This is a genomic window from Streptomyces sp. R302 (genome assembly GCF_012927245.1).
Classification (GTDB): Bacteria; Actinomycetota; Actinomycetes; order Streptomycetales; family Streptomycetaceae; genus Streptomyces.
The window spans coordinates 62,317-83,923 of the sequence record NZ_JABBGE010000010.1 but is presented as its reverse complement, the minus strand read 5'-3'; the positions used below and the strand labels follow the sequence as shown (position 1 = coordinate 83,923).

Sequence of the window (21,607 nt, the reverse complement as noted above, 5' to 3'; positions counted from 1 at the left end):
ACGGTCTCTCACCGAATCCGACAGCCATCCCCTCGTCTCCTGCGGAAGGACCGGCCCCGGCGGTGACTGACAATCAGAACCTCCTCGCGGAGCAGCGACGCGCCCTGATCCTCGACGAGGTGCGGCGGCGCGGCGGCGTACGGGTCAACGAACTGACCCGGCGGCTCGGCGTCTCGGACATGACCATCCGCCGCGACCTGGACGCGCTGGCCCGGCAGGGCATGGTCGCGAAGGTGCACGGCGGGGCCGTACCGGTGACGGAGCCGAGCACGCACGAGCCGGGGTTCGAGGCGAAGTCGGTGCTGGAGCCGAGCGCGAAGGACGAGATCGCCCGGGAGGCGGCGTCGCTGGTGCTGCCGGGTTCGGCGATCGCGCTGTCGGGCGGGACGACGACGTACGCGCTGGCACGGCAGCTCCTGGACGTGCCGGACCTGACCGTGGTGACGAACTCGGTCCGGGTGGCGGACGTCTTCCACGAGGCGCGCCAGACGGCCGGCGAGGGCCGGCGGGCGGCGACGGTGGTGCTGACGGGCGGGGTGCGGACGCCGTCGGACGCGCTGGTGGGACCGGTGGCGGACCGGGCGGTCCGCTCGCTCCACTTCGACCTGCTCTTCCTGGGTGTGCACGGCCTGTCGGTGGAAGCGGGCCTGTCGACGCCGAACCTCGCGGAGGCGGAGACGAACGGCTGCCTGATCCGGTCGGCGCGCCGGGTGGTGGTGGTCGCGGACCACACCAAGTGGGGGACGGTGGGCCTGAGTTCCTTCGGGACCCTCGACGAGGTGGACACCTGGGTGACCGACCGGGGCATGGCGGCGGAGGTGCGGGCCGAGGTCACCGAGCACGTGCCGGGGCTGCTGGTGGCGGGCGAGACGGCGGCGTGAGCCGCTTCCGGGTGGTGCGGGCGGTGCCGCTGACTCCGGCGGAGGCGTGGCGGCGGCTGACGGACTGGCCGGCGCACGGCCGGCAGGTGCCGCTGACGCGGACGGCGGTCCTGACGTCCGGCCCGAGCCGGGCCGGGACCCGTTTCACGGCGCGCACCGGGCTCGGCCCGCTGGGCTTCGACGATCCGATGGAGGTGGTCCGCTGGGAGCCGCCGCGCGGGGACCGGCCCGGAGTGTGCCGACTGGAGAAGTACGGGCGCCTGGTGCGGGGTTGGGCCGAGATCGAGGTGGCTCCGGAGGCCGGCGGCAGCCGGGTGGTGTGGACCGAGGAACTGTCGGTACGCGGACTGCCGCGCGCCTTCGACGGGGTGCTGGCGCGGGCGGGGCGGGTGGTGTTCGGCAGAGCGGTGGACGGGCTGCTGAAGGCGCCCTCCGGGGCCGGGCGGTGAGGTGTGCGCCGCCGGCGCCTCCGGGCCGCGGGCCCCTCCAGGCGGCGGGCCGTGCGGGGGTGCCGGGCGGTGCAGGGTGCGCCTCCGGAACCTCCGGAGGCGGGCGGTGAGGCATGCGCCGCCGTCCGGCCGGGGGCATCTTTCGGACGATGGCGTTCCCCCGCCAACACATATCCCTCGAACGGGCTTTCGCGCTGACAGGCTGTCAGTTAGGGTGCGTCTTCCACTCATCCGGGAGGTCCGGTCCATGCCACGCCGACTGCGGCCGGTGGAGCTCGGCTTCACCGCCACCGCGCCCGTCCGCCTCGCCTTCGAGGCCACCCTCCAGGCGCCGCCGGCGGCGGTCTACCGCTCGATCGCGGTGGAAGTGGGCAGCCTGCCCGCCTGGTTCACCCCGGTCGCCTCCGCCATCCCGCTCGACGACGGGGCGCGCCGGACGATCCGGCTGCGCGGCGGGATCCGGTTCGAGGAGACGATCCTGGCCTCCGAACCGGACCTGCGCTACGCCTACCGGGTGGACCTCACCAACGCGCCCGCGGTCTCCGCGCTGGCCGAGGAGTGGGCCCTGGCCCCGGACGGCTCCGGGACCCGGCTGCGCTGGACGATGGCCGCCGACGGCCCCGCCCCCTTCCGCACCGGACTGCGGCTCGCCTCCCCCGGCCTCGACCTCTCCTTCCGGCGCGCCGCCGCCGCGCTGGACCGGCGGCTCACTCCGGCCAGACGCCCGTCGCCAGGAAGCGCTCGATAGCGGCGGCGTACGGGGCGACGTCGAGGCCCTGCTCGGCGAGCCAGGCGTCCGAGTAGTACTTGTCGAGGTAGCGGTCGCCCGGGTCGCACAGGAGGGTGACGACGCTCCCGGTGCGCTCCTCGGCGACCATCTCCGCGACGATCTTGAGGGCGCTCCACAGGCCGGTGCCGGTGGAGCCGCCCGCCTTCCGTCCGATCGCACCCTCCAGGGCGCGGACGGCGGCGACGCTCGCCGCGTCCGGGACCTTCATCATGCGGTCGATGGCTCCGGGCACGAAGCTGGGCTCCATCCGGGGCCGGCCGATGCCCTCGATGCGGGAGCCGCAGTCGGAGGTGGCGTCGGGGTCGTGGTGCACCCAGCCGTCGAAGAAACAGGAGTTCTCCGGGTCGGCGACGCAGATCCGGGTGTTCTGCTGCGTGTAGTGGACGTAGCGGGCGATGGTGGCGGAGGTGCCGCCGGTGCCGGCGGTGGCCACGATCCAGGCCGGTTCGGGGTACCGCTCCAGGCGGAGCTGCTGGTAGATCGACTCGGCGATGTTGTTGTTGCCGCGCCAGTCGGTGGCCCGTTCGGCGTAGGTGAACTGGTCCATGTAGTGGCCGCCGGTGCGCGTCGCGAGCGCCGCGGCCTCCTCGTACATCCGGCGCGAGTCGTCGACGAAGTGGCACTGCCCGCCGTGGAACTCGATGAGCCGGCACTTCTCGGGGCTGGTGGTGCGGGGCATCACGGCGACGAAGGGGACGCCGATGAGCTTCGCGAAGTACGCCTCCGAGACGGCCGTCGAGCCGCTGGACGCCTCGATGACGGGCTTGCCGGGCCGGATCCAGCCGTTGCAGAGCGCGTACAGGAAGAGCGAGCGGGCCAGTCGGTGCTTGAGGCTGCCGGTCGGGTGGGTGGACTCGTCCTTGAGGTAGAGGTCGATCCGCCACTTCTCGGGGAGCGGGAAGCGCAGGAGGTGGGTGTCGGCGGAACGGTTGGCGTCGGCCTGGACCTTGCGGACGGCCTCCTTCAGCCAGGCGCGGTACGCCGGGTCGGTGCGGTCGACGTCCACGGTGGCCATCGCCTCGCCGGCGTGGGGGGTGATGCTGGGGGCGGTGCTCAACGGTTCTCTCCTCGCTGTCCCGCCGGGTCGGAACCCGGCTTCCCAATGCCGACGATACCGCTCCGACCTGGGCAAACGTTCACTTTGACGCTCCATAGGAACGCCTTGGGGAACACCTGAGCGGGGCCCCTGGCGTGCGGGCCGACGGCCCGGCACACTGGGAGGGACGGGCAGCCGGAAGGGGTGGAGCGGCAATGGCGGAACCGGAGTTCACTGCCAGGGGCGTACGGATCGAGCGGTGGCCGCGCTCGCTGACCCGGGCCGGGGAGGTCCGCATCGAGGACGGCCGGCTCGCGCTGCTCACGAGTTACGGCTCCGAGATCGACAGCGCGCCCGTCAAGGCGGTACGGGCGGGCCGCCCGTGGTTCGCGAAGGGCGACGAGACGGTGGCGACGGTGAACGGCACCCGCTACCGGCTGACCATGGACGCCGCCGGGGAGGACGACGCCCGGGACGCCGAGCAGGCGGGCCGTTTCCTCGCCGCGCTCAGGCGGGCCGGCGGCGGCGAGTGACCCGCTCGGCGCGGCGCTGACCTGGGGAAGCTCGCGGCGGGTTGCGGCGGGGTGACGGCTGGTTCACGCTGGAATCACCTCACTGAGGGTTCAACGGTGGTGACACTGTGCTCAGTGCGCCGCCCTGATGTACCGCATGACAGATCCGAATCTCCGTTCTTCAGGACTACTTCGGGGAGTCGCAGCCGTGATCAGCGAGCCGAGCAGGTTTTACGCGGTGGAGCTCCAGGCCCTGCCGTCGCGGATCGGTCAGATCCGCAGGATCGTCGCCGCCCATCTGCGCCATTGGCGCCTCGACGCCTTGGTCGATCCCGTCCAACTGGGAGTGACCGAGCTGTTGAGCAATGTGCACCGCCATGCGCAGCCCGACAAGGAGTGCACCGTCGAGCTGGAACTCCTGCTCGACCGGCTGACCGTCTCGGTCCGGGACAACGATCCTCGGATACCGGTGGCGACGGAGTCGGCCTTCCTCGACCTGTGGGACGAGCCGGACGCGCTCGCCACCTCCGGCCGTGGCCTCGCCATCGTCGGGGCGCTCAGCGACAGCTGGGGCGTCCGGCCGCGGGGCGCGAGCGGCAAGGTCGTCTGGTTCACCCTGACGGCGCCGCCGCCCTCCGACGGGCCGGCCGCGGCCGGCGCCGAGGCCGGGTTCGGCTTCGGGCTCGGGCTCGACGCGGTGCCGCTCGCCCCGATCGTCTCGTACAGCCGGCTCGCGGGCGTCCCCCTGGGCACGCCTGCGGAGGCCCCGGCGCTCGCGGCGAGCGGCGCCCGCGCCTGAGCGCAGGCGCGGACGCGGGCGTCAGGCGGTGGCCACCAGCGTCAGGTACGCGATGCCGAGGACGTCCCGGTAGCCGTTCAGCCAGCCGGAGCGCTGCCGGTCGACCCGCTCGCGGGTCTCGGCGGCCAGCGGGTGGTCCGGGTGGGCGGCGAGCCACAGCTCGGTGTCGTACCGGTAGCCGGACTCGAAGTGCTCCCACTCGTCACGGCTCGCCGTCTCGATCCACGCCGGGCGGAACCCCGCCGCGAGCGCCAGGTCGACGAGCTCCCCCAGCGGGAGGTGGTCGCCGGTGCTCGCGCCGGGCCACATCCCGGCGAGCTCCGCGTCGGTGGGGGGCCGCTCCCAGAAGCCCTCGCCGAGCACGACCAGGCCGCCGGGCCGGACGAGGCGGCGCAGCTCGCGCAGCACCTCCGCCGGGTCGTACGGCAGCTCCGGGTCGCACAGCGCCTGGCTGGAGCCGAGGCAGAGGACCGCGTCGACGGGGCCGCGCTCGCTGCCGCGGGCGGACTCCTCGACGAAGGTGGCGCGGCCGGCGAGGCCGCGTTCCGCCGCGAGTGCCCGGCCGCGGGCGAGGTCCTCGGCGTTGATGTCGATGCCGATGCCCTGGGCGCCGGGCGCGGCGCCGAGGATCCGCAGCAGCAACTCGCCCCAGCCGCAGCCGATGTCGAGGACGGTGGCCGGACCGGAGTCGGCGATGCGGCGGACCAGCCGCCCGGCCCGCTCCTCGGAGAGCGGGCCGTGGAAGGTGAGGGCGCCCAGGCGCGGCGGGAGCGGGGCGTCGGAAGTGATCATGGACGGGGACGTTACCCGCCCGCGCCCCGGACGCCCACCTCCTTTTACGTGGGCCCCCTCGGCTCAGGCGGGGGCGCCGGCCAGGGCGGTCAGGGGGTCGTCGAGGACCGGCTGCCAGGCCAATTCGGCCGCGCCCACCAGGCTGTTGTGGTCCAGGGTGCAGGGGAGGATCGGGACGCCGCCGCTGCGGCCCCACAGGCTCCGGTCGGCGACGACCGCGCGCAGCCGCTCCGGGTCGGCGTCGAGCAGCTCGCGGTGGAGGCCGCCGAGGATGATCCGGTCCGGGTTGAGGATGTTCACCAGGCCGGCGAGGCCCAGGCCGAGACGGTCGATCAGCTCCTCCACCGCCACCCGCACCCCCGGGTCGTCCGGCGCCGTCCGCAGCAGGTCGCGGGCCTGCTGGAGCAGGGACACCTCGGGGCCCGGCGCCCGGCCGGCCACCGTGAGGAAGGCCAGCGGGTCGGTCTCCACGTCCAGGCAGCCGCGGCCGCCGCAGTGGCAGGGCCGGCCCTCCGGATTGACCGTCAGGTGGCCCACCTCCAGGGCGAGCCCCGAACTGCCGGTGTGCAGACGCCCGTCGAGGACCAGCGCCCCGCCGACGCCCCGGTGCCCGGTCGCCACGCACAGCAGGTCGCGGGCGCCGCGCCCGGCGCCGTGCCGGTGCTCGGCGAGCGCGGCGAGGTTGACGTCGTTGGCGGTGAAGGCCGGGCCCTCGATCCCGGCGGACCGGATCCGCTCGGCGAAGATCTCGCGGACCGGCGCCCCGGCCGGCCAGGCCAGATGGAGCGGGTTGAGCGCGGTGCCCTCGGGCTCGGCGACCGCGGACGGCACGGCGAGGCCGGCGCCGACGCAGCGCCGCCCGCTCTCACGGAGCAGCGCCGCCCCCGCGTCGACGACCGCGCCGAGGACCTGCGCCGGGTCGGCCGAGACCGTCACCGAGCCGGGGACGGTGGCGACGAGGGTGCCGCCGAGGCCGACCAGCGCGGCCCGGAAACCGTCGGCGTGGACCTGGGCGGCGAGCGCCACGGGCCCCTTCTCGTCGACGGCGAGCCGGTGCGAGGGCCGGCCCTGGGAACCGGCGGCGGCCCCGGGATTGGAGTCGACCCGGATGAGCCCGAGGGCCTCCAGCTCGGCGGCGACGGCACCGGCGGTGGCCCGGGTGACGCCCAGCTCGGCGGTGAGGACGGCCCGCGTCGGCGCCCGGCCGGTGTGCACCAGCTCCAGCGCGGGGCCGAGCGCGCTGCGCCCCCTGTCCAGCCGAGTACGCGTCGTCGTCGCCTTGCCGTTCATGCGCCCGAGTCTGCCATGATCGGGGCCGCCCGCCGGACCCGGCCGGACCGGTCCTCCGGTCACGGCCTCGGGAGCAGGCCCACCTCGCGGCCGAGGCGTTCGGCGGCGACGGCGAAGAAGGCGTCCCGGTCCTCGACGACCCGGTTGAACTGGCCGAAGACCTCGAACGAGATCAGGCCGAAGAGCTGTGCCCACGCGGCGGCGAGGGCGACGGCGAGGGCGGGCGGCAGGCCGGGGGTCACATCGGCGGCGAGCCGCTCCGCCTCCGGCGCGAGGGCGTCCGGGAGCGGCGGCAGCGCGACGCCCTCGGCCTCGTACGCGGCGCGGGCGGTTCCCACCAGGAGCATCGCGACGCGGGCGGCCGGGCCGACGGTGTCCCGGGGGGCGGTGTAGCCGGGGACCGGAGAGCCGTAGATGAGGGCGTACTCGTGGGGGTGGGCGACGGCCCAGACGCGCACGGCGCGGCAGACGGCGGTCCACTGCGCGAGGTGGTCGCCGGGGGCCGTGCGGACGGCCGCGGCGTGGGCCTGCTCGGCGGCGGCGCCGACGGCGTCGTACGCGTCGATGATGAGCGCCGTCAGCAGCTCGTCGCGGCTGAGGAAGTAGCGGTAGAGCGCCGAGGAGACCATGCCGAGCTCGCGGGCGACGGCGCGCAGCGAGAGCTTGGCGGCGCCCTCGGCGGCGAGCTGCCGGCGGGCCTCGTCCTTGATGGCGGCGGTGATCTCGACCCGGGCGCGGGCGCGGGCTCCTTGAACGGTGGTCATGGGGGCAGTCTGCCACGTTTCGGAGCGGCGCACTGAAACGAGAGCAGTGCTCTTGCTTGTGAGCGGCGATCCATGCAGACTGTTCTCAAGCGAGAGCAGTGCTCACGATTCAGGGAAGCGGTACGAAACGAGAGCATCGCTCGCGTAAGCAACGCCTACCGACCTCGCCCGCCCCGCACCCTCCAGGAGGATCCGATGTCCGCCGAGACCACCGCCCACGTCATGAAGCCCGGCTGGTTCACCGTCCACGTCGTCAACCGCTCCGTCGCCTGGCTGACCCGCCGCGGCATCAGCGTCTGGGGCTCGCGGGTCCTCGCCGTCCGGGGCCGCAAGAGCGGCGTCTGGCGGACCACGCCGGTGAACGTGCTCACCCTCGACGGCGAGCGCTACCTGGTCGCCCCGCGCGGCCACGTCCAGTGGACCCGCAACATGCGGGCGGTCGGCGGCGGCGAGCTGCACCTCGGCAAGCGGGTAGAGCCGTTCACCGCGGCCGAGGTAGGCGAAGACGACGCCAAGGTGGCGGTGCTGCGCGCCTACCTCAAGCGCTGGAAGGCCGAGGTCGGCGTCTTCTTCGGCGGTGTCGGCCCGGACTCCACCGACGACGAGCTGCGCGCCGTCGCGCACAAGCACCCCGTGTTCCGCATCACGTCCGCCGGAAACGCGTGAGGGTGGGCGCGGCCCCGGAGGCCCGCACCCACCCTCGTACTTCTCCTCGTACTTCTCCCCGTACTCGTCCCCCGGCGACGCGCGGTCGTCAGAGCGCGCCGGCCGACTCCTCCGGAGCGGTGGCGGCGTCCTCCTCGTCCCTGCGGGTCACGCCACGGCCCGCCGGGCCGACGCCCGACTCCGTGTCCATGCGCTTGTCGAGGACTTCGAGGGCCCGTCGGGCCAGGCCGTTCGAGCGGACCATGCCGCCGAGCGTGGCCGAGCCCCGGGTGATGTCCGCGAACGCCTTCCAGGCCGGCCGCACCCCCGTGATCACCGCGTGCAGCAGCCCCGGGCGGCGCTCGAAGACGGAGAGCATCCGCCGCCCCACCGCCATCTCCACCCCGAGCCCGGCCTTGATCGCGAAGGCGTAGTTCAGCGCCTGGCGCCGGGCGTCCACCGCGTCGCCGGCCTCCGCGACCCGGACCGCCCACTCGCCGGCGAGCCGGCCGGAGCGGAGCGCGTACGAGATGCCCTCGCGGGTCCACGGTTCGAGCAGGCCCGCCGCGTCGCCGCAGACCAGGACCCGGCCGCGGGAGAGCGGGGAGTCGTCGGTGCGGCAGCGGGTGAGGTGGCCGGAGGAGAGCGCGGGCTCGAAGCCGGCGAGGCCGAGCCGGGCGACGAAGTCCTCCAGGTACCGCTTGGTCGCCGCGCCCTCGCCGCGCGCCGAGATGACGCCGACCGTGAGGGTGTCGCCCTTCGGGAACACCCAGCCGTAACTGCCGGGCATGGGGCCCCAGTCGATGAGGATCCGGCCCTTCCAGTCCTCCGCCACCGACGGCGGCACCGGGATCTCCGCCTCCAGGCCCAGGTCCACCTGGCCAAGCTTCACCCCGACGTGCGCCCCTATCCGGCTGGCGCTGCCGTCCGCGCCGACCACGGCCCGCGCCAGCACCGTCTCGCCGTCGGCGAGGACCACCGCGACGGTCCGCCGGTCCGGCACGGAGGGGCCGTGCTGCTCCACCCGGGTCACGGTGGCGCCGGTGCGCAGCTGGGCGCCGGCCTTCTGCGCGTGCTCGACGAGCTGGGCGTCGAACTCGGGCCGGTTGACGAGCCCGAAGAGCATCCGGCGCGAGCGGCGGGTGCGGGCGAAGCGGCCTTCGAGGGAGAAGGTGACCGCGTGCACCCGGTCCAGGAAGGGGAGTTCGAAGCCGGGCGGCAGGGAGTCGCGGGAGGGGCCGATGATGCCGCCGCCGCAGGTCTTGTACCGGGGCAGCTCGGCCTTCTCCAGGAGCAGCACCCGGCGGCCCGCGACGGCCGCCGCGTACGCCGCCGAGGCACCGGCCGGGCCGGCGCCGACGACCACGACGTCCCACACCTCGGGCCGGTCGCCGTCGTCGGCGGAGTCGCCCGCGGAGTCGCCCGCGAAGTCGTCCACGAAACCGGGCTCCCCGCCGGGTGCCGCGCCCGACGCCACACCGGACGGCTCGACGGCCGGGACCGAATCGCCGGGCGCGAGCGGCTCGATGGGCTCCGGACCGGCGTTCTCTGCGTTCTCGCTGCTCACGATGTGCTTCTGCTCCTGATCCGACCGGCGTCTGCTTCCCGCATCCTACGGCTCGGTAGGCCGGAGCCCGGTCGTAGGATCGACGGTGCGAACGCCGTACCACCCGATACGCCGTTCGTTCCCCATACCCTCAACGTCGCACCCACGAGGAGCGTGCCCATGTCGCCGAATCCGATCGCCGAGACCGTCCAGTCCCTGATGCCTCGCGCGAAGGCCGAGCTGACGGAGCTGGTCGCCTTCGAGTCGGTCGCGGACGAGGCCGTGGCGCCCCGAAGCGAGTGCGAGGCCGCCGCGAACTGGGTCGCCGACGCCCTGCGCGCCGAGGAGTTCCAGGACGTGGCGCTGCTCGACACCCCGGACGGTTCGCAGTCGGTCTACGGCGTTCTGCCAGGCCCTGCGGACGCCCCGACGGTGCTCCTCTACGCCCACTACGACGTACAGCCGAAGCTCGACGAGTCGGCGTGGCTGACCCCGCCGTTCCAGCTGACGGAGCGCGAGGACGGCCGCTGGTACGGCCGCGGCGCCGCCGACTGCAAGGGCGGCTTCATCCTGCACCTGCTCGCCCTGAGAGCCCTCAAGGCCAACGGCGGCGTGCCGGTGACCGTCAAGATGATCGTCGAGGGCTCGGAGGAGCAGGGCACCGGCGGTCTGGAGCGGTACGCGGAGCAGCACCCCGAGCTGCTCGCCGCCGACACCATCGTGATCGGCGACGCGGGCAACTTCCGCGTCGGCCTGCCGACGGTGACCGCGACCCTGCGCGGCATGACGATGATCCGGGTGCAGATCGACACCCTGGAGGGCAACCTCCACTCGGGCCAGTTCGGCGGGGCCGCGCCGGACGCGCTCGCCGCGCTCATCCGGGTCCTGGACTCGCTGCGGGCCGAGGACGGCTCGACGGTGATCGACGGGCTGCCGGCGGACGCCGTGTGGGAGGGCCTCCAGTACCCGGAGGAGCAGTTCCGGGCCGACGCCAAGGTGCTGCCGGGCGTGGAGCTGCCGGGCTCCGGGTCGGTCGCCGACCGCATCTGGGCGCGTCCGGCCGTCACCGTCATCGGCATCGACTGCCACCCGGTGGCGGGCGCGACCCCGTCGATCCCGCGCACCGCCCGCGCCCAGATGAGCCTGCGGGTGGGGCCCGGCCAGGACGCGGCCAAGGCGACCGAGCTGCTCTTCGCCCACATCGAGAAGCACACGCCGTGGAACGCGCGGGTGACCCTGGAGCAGGTCGGCCAGGGCCAGCCGTTCCAGGCGGACACCTCCAGCCCGGCGTACGCGTCGATGGCCGAGGCGATGCGGGTGGCGTACCCGGGCCAGGAGATGCAGGCGGCCGGCATGGGCGGCTCGATCCCGCTGTGCAACACGCTCGCCACGCTCTACCCGGAGACGGAGATCCTGCTCATCGGCCTGAGCGAGCCGGAGGCGCAGATCCACGCGGTGAACGAGTCCGTGTCGCCGGAGGAGCTGGAGCGGCTCTCCGTCGCCGAGGCGCTGTTCCTGGTGAACTACGCGAACGCGCGCCGGGCCTGACGCTCCGACCTCCGACGGCCGTCGGGGCCGGTCCGCGGCGACCGGCCCCGACGGCCTTCCGTCTTTCCGCGCTGGGCGAAGCTCGCCGAGAGCGTAGAACGCTCCGGCGGGCGGGCCTCCTTGCGTACGTTCGCCGTATGGAAGCCCTCAGGATCACGCCCCGGCTGCACCTGCTCGACTACGGGATCGGGCAGGCGTACCTGTGGCGCGACGACAGCGAACTGACCCTGGTGGACGCCGGCTGGGCCGGCTCGGCGGACGCCACGACCGGGGCGATACGGGGTGCGGGCCTCGACCCGGACCGGCTGGCCCGCATCGTCCTCACCCACGGCCACCGCGACCACGTGGGCGCGGCGCAGGAGCTGGCCGAGCGGCACGGCGCCGAGATCCTCGCCCACCGGCTCGACGCGCCGTACGTGCGCGGCGCGGCGCCGATGCCCCCGCCCGACCTCCTGGAGTGGGAGCGGCCGATCTGGGACCACGGCCTCACCTGCCCGGAGGCGCCGCCGACCCGGGTGGACCGGGAGGTCGAGGACGGCGAGGAGCTCGGCTTCGGGGACGGGGCGGTCGCGGTCCACGTCCCCGGGCACACCCCCGGTTCGATGGCGGTCCATCTCCCCCGCCACGGCGTGCTCTTCGCGGGCGACACCGTTGCCTCGGTGCGGGAGGTGACCTTCGGCGTGCTGCACGTGGACCGCGCGCGGGCCCTGGAGTCGCTGGCCCGGCTGGCGGAGCTGCGCCCGTCGGTGCTGTGCTGCGGGCACGGGCCCGCGGTGACGGAGGAGACGGCGGAGCGGCTGTCGGCGGCCGCGGCGGCGGGGGCGGTCGAACCAGGCTGACCGAGCTGACCGAGCTGACCGGGCTGACCGCGCTGACCAGGTCTCAGCCCACTGGTACGCCCGCCTCCAGGTTGAGCACCGTGCCGCGTTCGCGGGCGCGCAGGGCCCAGCGGAGGCGGTCGTAGCGGACGGGTGGGAGGAGGTCGGCGGCCTCCGCCTCGGTGACGAAGCGCCAGGCGCGGAGTTCGGCGCCGGGGAGCCGGAGCCGGTCCCGGTCGTGGGCGGCGAGCCGACCGCCGTCGAAGAGCAGGCGGAGGCCGCCGAAGCCGGGTGGCTGGGGGCGTTCCCAGTCGACGAGGAGCAGCCGGGGCACGGTGTCGAGTTCGAGGCCGATCTCCTCGGCGACCTCGCGCATCCCGGCGCGGGCGGGCGGTTCGCCGGCCTCGACGACGCCGCCGGGGAACTCCCAGCCGGGCTTGTAGGTGGGGTCGACGAGCAGGAAGCGGTCCTGGTCGTCGAAGAGGAGGACGCCGGCGGCGAGGGTCTCGCGGGTCGGCTCCGGCGTCTGGACGATCCCGCAGGGTGCGGCGAGGCCCGCCCGGACGGCGTCGGCGACGGCTCTGGCCGTCTCGGCGACGGTGAGCGCCGAGCTGTCGACGGTGTGGGCGTCGGCGCCGAGCCAGCCGTCGACGGCCTCCCGGTAGGGCGGCAGATGGGCGTGACACCAGCGGCGGACGTCGGCGTCGACGGCCGGGTCGCGGTAGTCGGCGCGGCCGTCGATCCGCGAGCGCAGGATCGTTTCCTCGGGTGCCAGGAGCACATGCCGGACGTCGATGCGGCGGGCGGCGAGGCCGCCGAAGATCTCGTCCCGGTACTCCTGCCTCAGGAGGGTCATCGGAACGACGAGCACCCCGCCGACCTCGGCGTGCAGGGCGGCCGCGGTGTCCACCACGAGCCGTCGCCAGATCGGCAGGTCCTGGTAGTCGTCCACCTCGGCGAGGCGCTTGTCGGGGAGGAGCCGGCGCAGCGCGGCGCCGGTCGCCTCGGGGTCGTACAGCGTGCTGTGCGGGATCAGTCCGACCAGTTCGCGCGCGGTGCTCGATTTGCCCGCGCCGAAAGCACCGTTGATCCAGACGATCACGATTCCCCCCTCATCGACGGCCCCCTGTGGCTTGCCCGCAACACCCTGCCACGAAAACCACGAACACACGTCCGGAGCCGAGGCGTAACGCTTCGGGCCCCGAGGTCGTTGAGAACCGCGAGCACGAGGGGGTGCGGAGATGGACCGTACGGTTCTGGAACGGTTTCCCGCGGGCGGCCCGCGAGGGCACTGGCCCGCCGAGGAGTACGCGGGCGCGCGCCGCGAGGAGGGGGTGCCGGCCCGGGTGGTGATGGACCTGGCCTCGGACGCCTTCCTGGTCGTGGTCGAACAGCGCACCCCACAGCAAGCGGAGCCCCGGGCCCTTCCCGTACGCGAGTGAGCACGACGCCGGGCGGGCACGGAGCCCGGCGGCGCCCGACCAGCACAGAGCCCGGCCGGCGTGGGGCCCGGCGGGCGCGGGCCCAGCGGGCGCGGGCCCGGCGGGCGCGGGCCCGGCGGGCGCGGGCCCGGCGGGCGCGGGCCCGGCGGGCATCGGCGAGCGCGAAGTCCCCGGCCTTTCCCGTACGCGAGTAAGCACGGCGCCCGGCCGGCGCGGAGCCCGACCGGCACCCGGCGAGCACGGAGGCCCGGGCCTTTCCCGTACGCGAGTAAGCGCGGCGCCCGGTGGGCGCGCAGCCCGGCGGCGCCCGACCAGCACAGAGCCCGGCACGGAGCCCGGCCGGCGTGGGGCCCGGCGGGCGCGAGCCCGAGCGGCGCGAGCCCGAGCGGCGCGAGCCCGAGCGGCGCGAGCCCGAGCGGCGCGAGCCCGAGCGGCGCGAGCCCGAGCGGCGCGAGCCCGAGCGGCGCGAGCCCGAGCGGCGCGAGCCCGAGCGGCGGCCGGTCAGTGCGGCTCGAGCCCGAGCGGCGCGAGCCCGAGCGGTGGACGGTCAGTGCGGCGTGCGGGTCGCGGCGGCGGCGCCCAGGAGGCCCGCGTCCGGGCCGGTGGCGGCGGGGACGACGGTCAGGCTGCGGGCGAAGGAGAGCGTGGCGTAGTCGGTGAGGGCGCGCCGCAGCGGGGCGAAGAGGACCTCGCCGGCGCCGGCGACTCCCCCGCCGATCACCGCGATGTCGACCTCGACGAGGTGCGCGGTGGCGGCGATGCCGGCCGCGAGCGCGCGGGCGGCCCGCGCGAAGGCGGCGAGGGCCGCCGGGTGGCCGGCGCGCGCGGCCTCGGCCACCGCGGCGGCCGAGGCGTCGCCGTCGGGGCCGGGACGCCAGCCGCCGTCGAGGGCGTGGCGGGCGATGTGCGGGCCGCTGGCGAGGCGTTCGACGCAGCCCCGGCCGCCGCAGGCGCAGGGGTCGCCGTCGAGGTCGACGCTGAGGTGGCCGATGTGGCCGGCGTTGCCGGTGGGGCCCGGGTGGAGGCGGCCGCCCAGGACGAGGCCGCCGCCGACGCCGGTCGAGACGACGAGGCCGAGGGCGTCGGCGTGGCCGCGGGCCGCGCCGAGCCAGTGCTCGGCGGCGGTCATGGCGACGCCGTCGCCGACGAGGGTGACCGGCCGGCCGCCGGTGTGCTCCCGGACCCGCTCGACCAGCGGGAAGCCGCGCCAGCCGGGCACGTTGACCGGGCTGACGGTGCCCCGGGCGGCGTCGACGGGGCCCGCGCTGCCGATGCCGACGGCCTCGGCGGCCTCCCAGGACGGGGAGGTGGCGAGGGCGTCGAGCACGGCGCCGACCGCCCCGAAGACGGTCTCCGCGCCCTCCCGCGCCGGGGTCGGCCGCTGGGCGCGGGCCAGGATCCGTCCGTCGGCGTCGACCAGCGCCCCGGCGATCTTGGTGCCGCCGAAGTCGAGCGCGACGACGGGGGGTGCCGGGCTCACGGGAGCGGGAGCGGAAGCGGGTGTGGTGCGCATGCCGGTAGGTTCTCACGGCCCCACGTACCGCCCACCGACGGGGTGACAACGTTATCAAGCGCACTATGCTCGGACGGGCGGCGCATGGTCCGCCGGACCCGCGCACGCCCTACCGGAGGAACCCCGCACCGTGGCCGAGACCACCCGCCCCGAGTCCCGCTACGGCAACAGGCCCACGATGAAGGACGTCGCCGCCCGGGCGGGCCTCGGCCTGAAGACGGTCTCGCGGGTGGTGAACGGCGAGCCGGGGGTCACTCCGGAGACCGAGGGGCGGGTCCGCGAGGCCATCGACGCGCTCGGTTTCCGCCGCAACGACAGCGCGCGGGTGCTGCGGAAGGGGCGGACGGCGACCGTCGGGCTCGTCCTGGAGGACCTCGCCGACCCGTTCTACGGGCAGCTCAGCCGCGCCGTGGAGGAGGTGGCGCGGGCCCACGGCACGCTGCTGATCAACGGCTCCAGCGCGGCCGACCCCGGGCGGGAACAGGAGCTGGCGCTGACGCTCTGCGCGCGCCGGGTGGACGGTCTGATCGTGATCCCGGCCGGGGACGACCACCGGTATCTGGAGCCGGAGATGCGCGCGGGCGTGGCCACGGTCTTCGCCGACCGCCCGGCCGGACGCCTCGACGCGGACACCGTCCTCTCGGACGGCGTCGGCGGGGCCCGCGAGGGCGTGGCGCACCTGATCGCCCACGGGCACCGGCGGATCGGCTTCGTCGGCGACCGGCCGCGGATCCACACGGCGGCGGAGCGGCTGCGCGGCTACCGGGCGGCGATGGCGGAGGCGGGGCTGCCGGTCGACGAGCGGTGGGTGGCGCCCGGGTCCACGGAACCGGAGCGGGTGGCGGCGGCGCTCGCCGGGATGCTGTCCGGCCCCGAGCCGGTGACGGCGCTCTTCGCGGGCAACAACCGGGTCACCGTCACCGCCGTCCGGATGCTCGCCGGGCGGAGCGGCGGGGAGCACCCGGTGGCGCTGGTCGGCTTCGACGACGTCGAGCTCGGTGACGTCCTGGGCGTCACGGTGATCGCCCAGGATCCGGCCGCGCTCGGCCGGACGGCCGCCGAGCTGCTCTTCCGGCGGCTCGACGGGGCCGCGGAGGCGCCCCGCCGGGTCGTCATCGGGACGCGGCTCCTCGCCCGGGGTTCGGGCGAGGTCCCGCCGCCGCCCGCCGGATGATCAGCGGCCGGCGCCGGCGGTGAGGTCGCCGCGGCGCGGGGCGGCGAAGCGCTCCACGTCGGCGCGGGTCATGCCGGTGAGGGCGTCGACCTCGGCGGTGTCGAGGGCTCCGCACTGCAGGCCGCGCAGCAGGTAGGAGGAGAGCGCCTTGGCGGTGGCGGGCTCGTCCATGACGTCGCCGCCGGCGTGGTTGGCGTAGGCGGAGAGGCGCTTGGCGGCGGTCTCGAAGCCCTCGCGGTAGAAGGCGAAGACGGCGGCGTAGCGGGTGGGGATGTGGCCCGGGTGCATGTCCCAGCCCTGGTAGTAGGCGCGGGCCAGGGCGCGGCGGGTGAGGCCGTAGTGCAGCTTCCACGCCTCGTGGACGTGGGCCGTGGAGCCGACCGGGAGGACGTTGGTGGAGCCGTCGGAGACGCGTACGCCGGTGCCGGCGGCGGCGACCTGCATGATCGCCTTGGCGTGGTCGGCGGCCGGGTGGTCACTGGCCTGGTAGGCGGCGGAGACGCCGAGGCAGGCGCTGTAGTCGAAGGTGCCGTAGTGGAGACCGGTGGCTCGGCCCTCGGCGGCGTCGATCATGCGGGCGACGGCCGCGGTGCCGTCGGCGGCGAGGATGGACTGGCTGGTCTCGATCTGGATCTCGAAGCCGAGGCGGCCGGCGTCGAGGCCGTGGGTCTTCTCGAAGGCCTCCAGGAGGCGCACGAAGGCGGTGACCTGCTCGGGGTAGGTGACCTTCGGGAGGGTGAGGACGAGGCCGTCGGGCAGGCCGCCGCTCTCCAGGAGGCCGGTGAGGAAGACGTCGGTGGTGCGGATGCCGCGGTCGCGGACGGCGGCCTCCATGCACTTCATCCGGATGCCCATGTAGGGGGCGGCGGTGCCCTTGGCGTACGCCTCGTTGATCAGGCGGGCGGCGCGGGCCGCGTCGTTGTCTTCTTCGGCACCGCCGCCCCCCGCGTACCCGTCCTCGAAGTCGACCCGGAGGTCCTCGATGGGCTCGCGCTCCAGCTTGGCGCGCACGCGCGCGTACACGTCCTCGGCGAGGTCGTCGGAGAGGCCGAGGACGGCGGCGAAGGAGGCGGCGTCCGGGGCGTGCTCGTCGAGCGCGGCGAGGGCCTGGTCGCCCCAGGAGCGGATGGTGCCGGCGTCGAAGACGTTGCCGGGGACGTAGACGGTGTGGACGGGCTGGCGGGTGCCGGGGTCGCCCGGGTAGCGGCGGTCGAGCTCGGCGTCCACCGCGGCGAGGGAGGCGCTGATGCCCTCGCTGACCGCGCCCGCGAGGCTCGTCGACACCTTCTCCTGCTGACCCATCCCTGATCCCTCCTGTTTTCCGCTTCACGGAATCAACAATCCGTATAGCGAAGTTAGTAGGCCGTCGGACCTGCGTCAATGGTTGTCCGAAACGGCCAGGGGCCGCACGGCGAACTCGCCGTGCGGCCCCTGGATCCGAGAAGTCGGACCTGCGGAAGCGCTGGTCGTCAGCCCTTGCGGGCCTGGACCTCCTGGGTCAGGACCGGGACGACGTCGAAGAGGTCGCCCACCACGCCGTAGTCGACGAGGTCGAAGATCGGCGCCTCGGCGTCCTTGTTGATGGCGACGATGGTCTTCGAGGTCTGCATGCCGGCGCGGTGCTGGATCGCGCCGGAGATGCCCGCCGCGATGTACAGCTGCGGGGAGACCGACTTGCCGGTCTGGCCGACCTGGTTGGAGTGCGGGTACCAGCCGGCGTCGACGGCGGCGCGGGAGGCGCCGACGGCCGCGCCGAGCGAGTCGGCGAGGGCCTCGATGATCGCGAAGTTCTCGGCGCCGTTGACGCCGCGGCCGCCGGAGACCACGATCGCGGCCTCGGTCAGCTCCGGGCGGCCGGTGGCCTCGCGGGCGGTGCGGGAGGTGACCTTGGTACCGTGGGCCTTCTCCGAGAAGGAGACGGCCAGGGCCTCGACCGCGCCGGCGGCCGGGGCGGCCTCGACGGGGGCCGAGTTCGGCTTGACCGTGATGACCGGGGTGCCCTTGGAGACGCGGGACTTGGTGGTGAAGGAGGCGGCGAACGCGGACTGCGTCGCGACCGGGCCCTCGTCACCGGCCTCCAGGTCCACGGCGTCGGTGATGATGCCGGAGCCGATGCGGACCGCGAGGCGGGCCGCGATCTCCTTGTTCTCGGCGGAGGACGGGACGAGCACGGCGGCCGGGGACACGGCCTCGTACGCGGCCTGGAGGGCCTCGACCTTCGGGACGACGAGGTACTCGGCGAACTCGGGGGCGTCGGCGGTCAGGACCTTCACGGCACCGTGCTCGGCGAGGACGGCGGCGGTGTCGGCGGCGCCGTTGCCGAGGGCGACGGCGACCGGCTCGCCGAGGCGGCGGGCGAGGGTCAGCAGCTCCAGGGTGGGCTTGCGGACGGCTCCGTCGACGTGGTCGACGTAGACGAGAATCTCAGCCATGGGACTTCAATCTCCTGCGAACGAAAAAGGGGGCGGTCTGAGCGGCTCGCGGGAGCCTTAGATGAACTTCTGGCTCGCGAGGTACTCGGCGAGCTGCTTGCCGCCCTCGCCCTCGTCCTTGACGATCGTGCCCGCGGTGCGCGCCGGACGCTCGTCGGCGGAGTCGACGGCGGTCCAGGAGCCGGCCAGGCCGACCTCGTCCTCGTCGATGTCCAGGTCGTCGAGCTCCAGCTCCTCGACCGGCTTCTTCTTGGCGGCCATGATGCCCTTGAAGGACGGGTAGCGCGCCTCGCCCGACTGGTCCGTCACGGAGACGACGGCCGGGAGGGAGGCCTCCAGCTGCTCGGAGGCGGTGTCGCCGTCGCGGCGGCCCGTCACAGTGCCGTTGGGGCCACCCTCGACCTTGACCTCGGAGAGCAGGGTGACCTGCGGGACGCCCAGGCGCTCGGCCAGGATCGCCGGGAGGACACCCATGGTGCCGTCGGTGGAGGCCATGCCGGCGATGACCAGGTCGTAGCCGGTCTTCTCGATCGCCTTGGCGAGCACCAGCGAGGTGGCCATGACGTCGGAGCCGTGGATGGACTCGTCGTCGACGTGGACGGCCTTGTCGGCGCCCATCGACAGCGCCTTGCGGAGCGCGTCGCGCGCGTCCTCGGGGCCGACGGTCAGGACGGTCACCTCGGCGTCGTCCGCCTCCTCGGCGATCTGCAGCGCCTGCTCGACCGCGTACTCGTCGAGCTCCGACAGGAGACCGTCGACGTCCTCGCGGTCGACCGTCAGGTCGTCGGCGAACTTCCGGTCGCCAGTGGCGTCCGGCACGTACTTCACACAGACAACGATCCTCAAGCTCACGCCGGCTCTCCTACTGCATCGTCATAACTGGGCTGCCTTGTTGCTCGCAGCATAGGCGCCTGAAGGGCGGGTTTCCGGCCGGGGCGCCGGACGCCTCGACCAGATATTACTCGCCAGTACACCCAGTTCGTGACCAGTGAGCAAGCGCTCAGCACTGTGATCTGCCCAACGCGCGCGGCGCCGCCGGCGCGGGAACTCTCAGTCGCGCAGCGCGTTGAAGCGCCCCTGGTGGTACAGGAGCGGACGGCCCGCGCCGCCGGGGTCCCCCGCGACGGCCTCGGCTATGACGATCCGGTGGTCGCCGGCGGGCACCCGGGCCACCACCCGGCAGACCAGCCAGGCCTGCACCCCGTCGAGCACGGGCACGCCCTCGGGCCCCCGGCTCCAGCGGGTCGGCGCGGCGAACCGGTCGGCGCCACTGCGCGCGAAGGTGGTCGCCAGCTCCTCCTGGTGCTCGCCGAGGATGTGCACGCCGACGTGCTCCGCCTCGGCGAGCACGGGCCAGCTGGAGGAGCCGGTGCCCACGCCGAAGGAGATCAGCGGCGGGTCGGCCGCGACGGAGTTGAGCGAGGTGGCGGTGAAGCCGACGGGGCTCTCGCCGTGCGCGGTGATCACGGCGACGCCGGCGGCGTGCCGGCGGAAGACGGAGCGCAGCAGGTCGGGCGAGGCGGAGCGGGGGGCGCCGATCGCCGGAACGGAGCGGAGCTCGGGCGAGACCGTCATGGAGTCGTCCTTCGTGCGGGGCGGTGTGGAGCGGGGTCCGGGGGCGTCAGAAGCCCGGACAGCGCGCGCTCGCGTGGCGGCCCAGGTCCACATGGGCCCGGCCGTGGAGAAGGAGGTCACCGGTCACTCCGTCAGGGTGACGACGGGTGACGGTCCAGGTCAAGTGCGTATCGCGATGTGGGAGATGTGTCACCGCGTCAGAATCCCCGGGCCGGACCGCCCCAAGGGGGGTCCGGCGGCCCGGCAGGCTCACAGCGCGTGACCGAGGGCGGCGATGACGTCCGCCTTGCGGGGCTGTCCGGCGGCCCGGCGGACGATCACGCCGGCCGCGTCGAGGACGAGGACGGTGGGGGTACGGGTCACCTCCAGGTCGCGGACGAGGCCGAGGTGCTCCTCGGCGTCGATCTCCACGTGCGCCACGCCCGGCACCATGGCGGCCACCTCGTCGAGGACCCGGCGGGTGGCCCGGCAGGGCTGGCAGAAGGCGCTGGAGAACTGGACCAGCGTCGCCCGCTCCCCCAGCTCCGCGCCGCCGAGGCGCTCCGGTCCGAGCCTGCGCGTCGTCTCCGCCGTCATCCCTGGTCCCCCGTCATCCTTCTCCGGCGTTTCCCCGTCCTTCTTCCCGTGCAGCGTCGCACGCGGCCGAACGATTCCCGCCACGACCACCGCGAGTGACGAGAATCTCCCCGTACGAAGCCGCCTGGACTGGTCACGGCGGCCCACATGGGGCACGATCTGCCCAAAGCCGAAAACCTACGGCCGCGTAACTTCGCCGGGAGAGCCCTCCCACAGGCACAGAAGAAGGGGTATCTCTCCCATGGCAGAACTCGTGTACCGACCGGTGATCGGCGCCGCGCTCACCATGTTCAAGGCGCTCGATCTCAAGATCGACACACAGGGTTCGGAGCACATCCCGCGGACCGGCGGTGCCGTCCTGGTCAGCAATCACATCAGCTACCTGGACTTCATCTTCGACGGCCTGGCCGCGCTGCCGCAGAAGCGCCTGGTGCGCTTCATGGCGAAGGAGTCCGTCTTCCGCCACAAGGTCTCCGGGCCGCTGATGCGGGCGATGAAGCACATCCCGGTGGACCGCTCCCAGGGCGAGCACGCGTACAAGCACGCCCTGGAGGCGCTGCGGGCGGGCGAGATCGTCGGCGTCTTCCCCGAGGCGACCATCTCGGAGTCGTTCACGCTGAAGAGCTTCAAGTCGGGCGCCGCCCGGCTCGCCCAGGAGGCCGGGGTGCCGCTGATCCCCATGGCCCTGTGGGGCACGCAGCGGATCTGGACGAAGGGCCGGCCGCGGAACTTCAAGCGCGCGCACATCCCGGTGACGATCCGGGTCGGGGAGCCGGTGGAGGCCCCCGCCGACCAGTACGCGGGCGCGATCACGCGCCGGCTGCGCGACCGGGTCCAGGAGCTCCTGGAGGCCGCGCAGCGCGCCTACCCGGTGCGTCCGAAGGACGCCACGGACACCTGGTGGATCCCCGCGCACCTGGGCGGCACGGCACCTACCCCGGAGCAGCTGAAGGCCGCCGGGAAGTAGCCCCGCGGGTCCTCACTCGGGGTGGCGCACGGCGATCCGCGCCCCGGGGCTACCCTTC

Annotated in this window: 23 protein-coding genes; 11 read left to right on the top strand and 12 right to left on the bottom strand. The window is 74.4% G+C overall.

All coding sequences use genetic code 11. The features are described 5' to 3' along the window. Positions 1 to 62: 62 nt before the first annotated feature. The 3 genes from HHL19_RS28880 to HHL19_RS28870 all read left to right on the top strand — a co-directional run bounded on the left by HHL19_RS28880 (position 63) and on the right by HHL19_RS28870 (position 2,078). Complete coding sequence (locus HHL19_RS28880) at positions 63 to 881, top strand: DeoR/GlpR family DNA-binding transcription regulator (RefSeq protein ID WP_169093310.1); 819 nt, start codon at positions 63 to 65, stop codon at positions 879 to 881. Then, positions 878 to 1,330, top strand: a complete 453-nt coding sequence (locus HHL19_RS28875) for an SRPBCC family protein (RefSeq protein ID WP_169093309.1) — start codon at positions 878 to 880, stop codon at positions 1,328 to 1,330. The genes HHL19_RS28880 and HHL19_RS28875 overlap by 4 nt, the downstream gene beginning before the upstream one ends. Positions 1,331 to 1,577: 247 nt before the next feature. Further along, the gene (locus tag HHL19_RS28870) at positions 1,578 to 2,078 is read left to right on the top strand and encodes an SRPBCC family protein (RefSeq protein WP_169093308.1); all 501 of its coding nucleotides are present in this window, start codon (positions 1,578 to 1,580) and stop codon (positions 2,076 to 2,078) included. Here the strand turns inward: HHL19_RS28870 and HHL19_RS28865 are convergent. Then, positions 2,038 to 3,135: a PLP-dependent cysteine synthase family protein gene (locus HHL19_RS28865; protein WP_169093454.1), complete on the bottom strand. Its 1,098-nt coding sequence runs from the start codon at positions 3,133 to 3,135 to the stop codon at positions 2,038 to 2,040. The two genes, HHL19_RS28870 and HHL19_RS28865, sit on opposite strands and share 41 nt — an antisense overlap. Before the next feature lie 236 nt (positions 3,136 to 3,371). Between HHL19_RS28865 and HHL19_RS28860 the strand changes: the two genes are divergently transcribed. Both HHL19_RS28860 and HHL19_RS28855 read left to right on the top strand, forming a co-directional pair. Further along, the gene (locus tag HHL19_RS28860; protein ID WP_169093307.1) at positions 3,372 to 3,689 is read left to right on the top strand and encodes a hypothetical protein; all 318 of its coding nucleotides are present in this window, start codon (positions 3,372 to 3,374) and stop codon (positions 3,687 to 3,689) included. Positions 3,690 to 3,876: 187 nt separating this feature from the next. Then, the gene (locus HHL19_RS28855; protein WP_169093306.1) at positions 3,877 to 4,467 is read left to right on the top strand and encodes an ATP-binding protein; all 591 of its coding nucleotides are present in this window, start codon (positions 3,877 to 3,879) and stop codon (positions 4,465 to 4,467) included. Positions 4,468 to 4,488: 21 nt separating this feature from the next. On the opposite strand, the gene HHL19_RS28850 is transcribed toward HHL19_RS28855, so the two are convergent. The 3 genes from HHL19_RS28850 to HHL19_RS28840 all read right to left on the bottom strand — a co-directional run bounded on the left by HHL19_RS28850 (position 4,489) and on the right by HHL19_RS28840 (position 7,313). Then, a complete protein-coding gene (locus tag HHL19_RS28850; protein WP_169093305.1) occupies positions 4,489 to 5,259 on the bottom strand; it encodes a class I SAM-dependent methyltransferase in 771 nt (256 codons plus the stop codon). A 63-nt stretch (positions 5,260 to 5,322) separates the two neighbouring features. Next, positions 5,323 to 6,549 (bottom strand): ROK family protein, encoded by a 1,227-nt coding sequence (locus HHL19_RS28845; RefSeq protein WP_169093304.1) that lies wholly within the window; start codon positions 6,547 to 6,549, stop codon positions 5,323 to 5,325. A gap of 59 nt (positions 6,550 to 6,608) precedes the next feature. Continuing rightward, positions 6,609 to 7,313 (bottom strand): TetR/AcrR family transcriptional regulator, encoded by a 705-nt coding sequence (locus tag HHL19_RS28840; RefSeq protein ID WP_169093303.1) that lies wholly within the window; start codon positions 7,311 to 7,313, stop codon positions 6,609 to 6,611. A gap of 195 nt (positions 7,314 to 7,508) precedes the next feature. On the opposite strand from HHL19_RS28840, the gene HHL19_RS28835 reads away from it, so the two are divergent. Continuing rightward, complete coding sequence (locus HHL19_RS28835) at positions 7,509 to 7,979, top strand: nitroreductase/quinone reductase family protein (protein ID WP_169093302.1); 471 nt, start codon at positions 7,509 to 7,511, stop codon at positions 7,977 to 7,979. A gap of 88 nt (positions 7,980 to 8,067) precedes the next feature. Here HHL19_RS28835 and HHL19_RS28830 read toward each other — a convergent pair whose 3' ends face one another. Beyond that, positions 8,068 to 9,396: a geranylgeranyl reductase family protein gene (locus HHL19_RS28830; RefSeq protein WP_346768551.1), complete on the bottom strand. Its 1,329-nt coding sequence runs from the start codon at positions 9,394 to 9,396 to the stop codon at positions 8,068 to 8,070. A gap of 288 nt (positions 9,397 to 9,684) precedes the next feature. Between HHL19_RS28830 and HHL19_RS28825 the strand changes: the two genes are divergently transcribed. Both HHL19_RS28825 and HHL19_RS28820 read left to right on the top strand, forming a co-directional pair. Then, the gene (locus tag HHL19_RS28825; RefSeq protein ID WP_169093300.1) at positions 9,685 to 11,052 is read left to right on the top strand and encodes a dipeptidase; all 1,368 of its coding nucleotides are present in this window, start codon (positions 9,685 to 9,687) and stop codon (positions 11,050 to 11,052) included. A gap of 137 nt (positions 11,053 to 11,189) precedes the next feature. Continuing rightward, positions 11,190 to 11,891 carry an MBL fold metallo-hydrolase gene (locus HHL19_RS28820; protein ID WP_169093299.1) on the top strand — a complete coding sequence of 234 codons (702 nt, stop codon included), beginning with the start codon at positions 11,190 to 11,192 and terminating at the stop codon, positions 11,889 to 11,891. 43 nt (positions 11,892 to 11,934) lie between these two features. Here HHL19_RS28820 and HHL19_RS28815 read toward each other — a convergent pair whose 3' ends face one another. Beyond that, positions 11,935 to 12,972: an NUDIX hydrolase gene (locus HHL19_RS28815; protein WP_169093298.1), complete on the bottom strand. Its 1,038-nt coding sequence runs from the start codon at positions 12,970 to 12,972 to the stop codon at positions 11,935 to 11,937. 139 nt (positions 12,973 to 13,111) lie between these two features. Here HHL19_RS28815 and HHL19_RS28810 point away from each other — a divergent pair, with 139 nt between their 5' ends. Next, on the top strand, positions 13,112 to 13,312 hold the full coding sequence (locus HHL19_RS28810; RefSeq protein WP_169093297.1) for a hypothetical protein: 201 nt from the start codon (positions 13,112 to 13,114) through the stop codon (positions 13,310 to 13,312). Positions 13,313 to 13,859: 547 nt separating this feature from the next. Here HHL19_RS28810 and HHL19_RS28805 read toward each other — a convergent pair. After that, entirely contained in the window at positions 13,860 to 14,825 is a 966-nt protein-coding gene (locus tag HHL19_RS28805; RefSeq protein WP_169093296.1) for an ROK family protein, read from the bottom strand. Between the two features lie 130 nt (positions 14,826 to 14,955). Between HHL19_RS28805 and HHL19_RS28800 the strand changes: the two genes are divergently transcribed. Beyond that, positions 14,956 to 15,999, top strand: coding sequence for a LacI family DNA-binding transcriptional regulator (locus HHL19_RS28800; RefSeq protein WP_169093295.1), 1,044 nt, complete (start codon positions 14,956 to 14,958; stop codon positions 15,997 to 15,999). On the opposite strand, the gene HHL19_RS28795 is transcribed toward HHL19_RS28800, so the two are convergent. From HHL19_RS28795 to HHL19_RS28775, 5 genes are all read right to left on the bottom strand, one after another. Continuing rightward, positions 16,000 to 17,301, bottom strand: a complete 1,302-nt coding sequence (locus HHL19_RS28795) for an aldolase/citrate lyase family protein (RefSeq protein WP_169093294.1) — start codon at positions 17,299 to 17,301, stop codon at positions 16,000 to 16,002. Between the two features lie 167 nt (positions 17,302 to 17,468). Then, entirely contained in the window at positions 17,469 to 18,431 is a 963-nt protein-coding gene (locus HHL19_RS28790; RefSeq protein WP_169093293.1) for an electron transfer flavoprotein subunit alpha/FixB family protein, read from the bottom strand. 57 nt (positions 18,432 to 18,488) lie between these two features. Continuing rightward, positions 18,489 to 19,283 carry an electron transfer flavoprotein subunit beta/FixA family protein gene (locus tag HHL19_RS28785; RefSeq protein ID WP_169093292.1) on the bottom strand — a complete coding sequence of 265 codons (795 nt, stop codon included), beginning with the start codon at positions 19,281 to 19,283 and terminating at the stop codon, positions 18,489 to 18,491. Positions 19,284 to 19,481: 198 nt separating this feature from the next. After that, positions 19,482 to 20,006 carry a flavin reductase family protein gene (locus HHL19_RS28780; RefSeq protein ID WP_169093291.1) on the bottom strand — a complete coding sequence of 175 codons (525 nt, stop codon included), beginning with the start codon at positions 20,004 to 20,006 and terminating at the stop codon, positions 19,482 to 19,484. Positions 20,007 to 20,255: 249 nt separating this feature from the next. Then, a complete protein-coding gene (locus tag HHL19_RS28775; protein ID WP_169093290.1) occupies positions 20,256 to 20,582 on the bottom strand; it encodes a thioredoxin family protein in 327 nt (108 codons plus the stop codon). A 241-nt stretch (positions 20,583 to 20,823) separates the two neighbouring features. Here HHL19_RS28775 and HHL19_RS28770 point away from each other — a divergent pair, with 241 nt between their 5' ends. Continuing rightward, positions 20,824 to 21,549: a lysophospholipid acyltransferase family protein gene (locus HHL19_RS28770; protein ID WP_169093289.1), complete on the top strand. Its 726-nt coding sequence runs from the start codon at positions 20,824 to 20,826 to the stop codon at positions 21,547 to 21,549. The last annotated feature ends 58 nt before the right edge of the window (positions 21,550 to 21,607 follow it).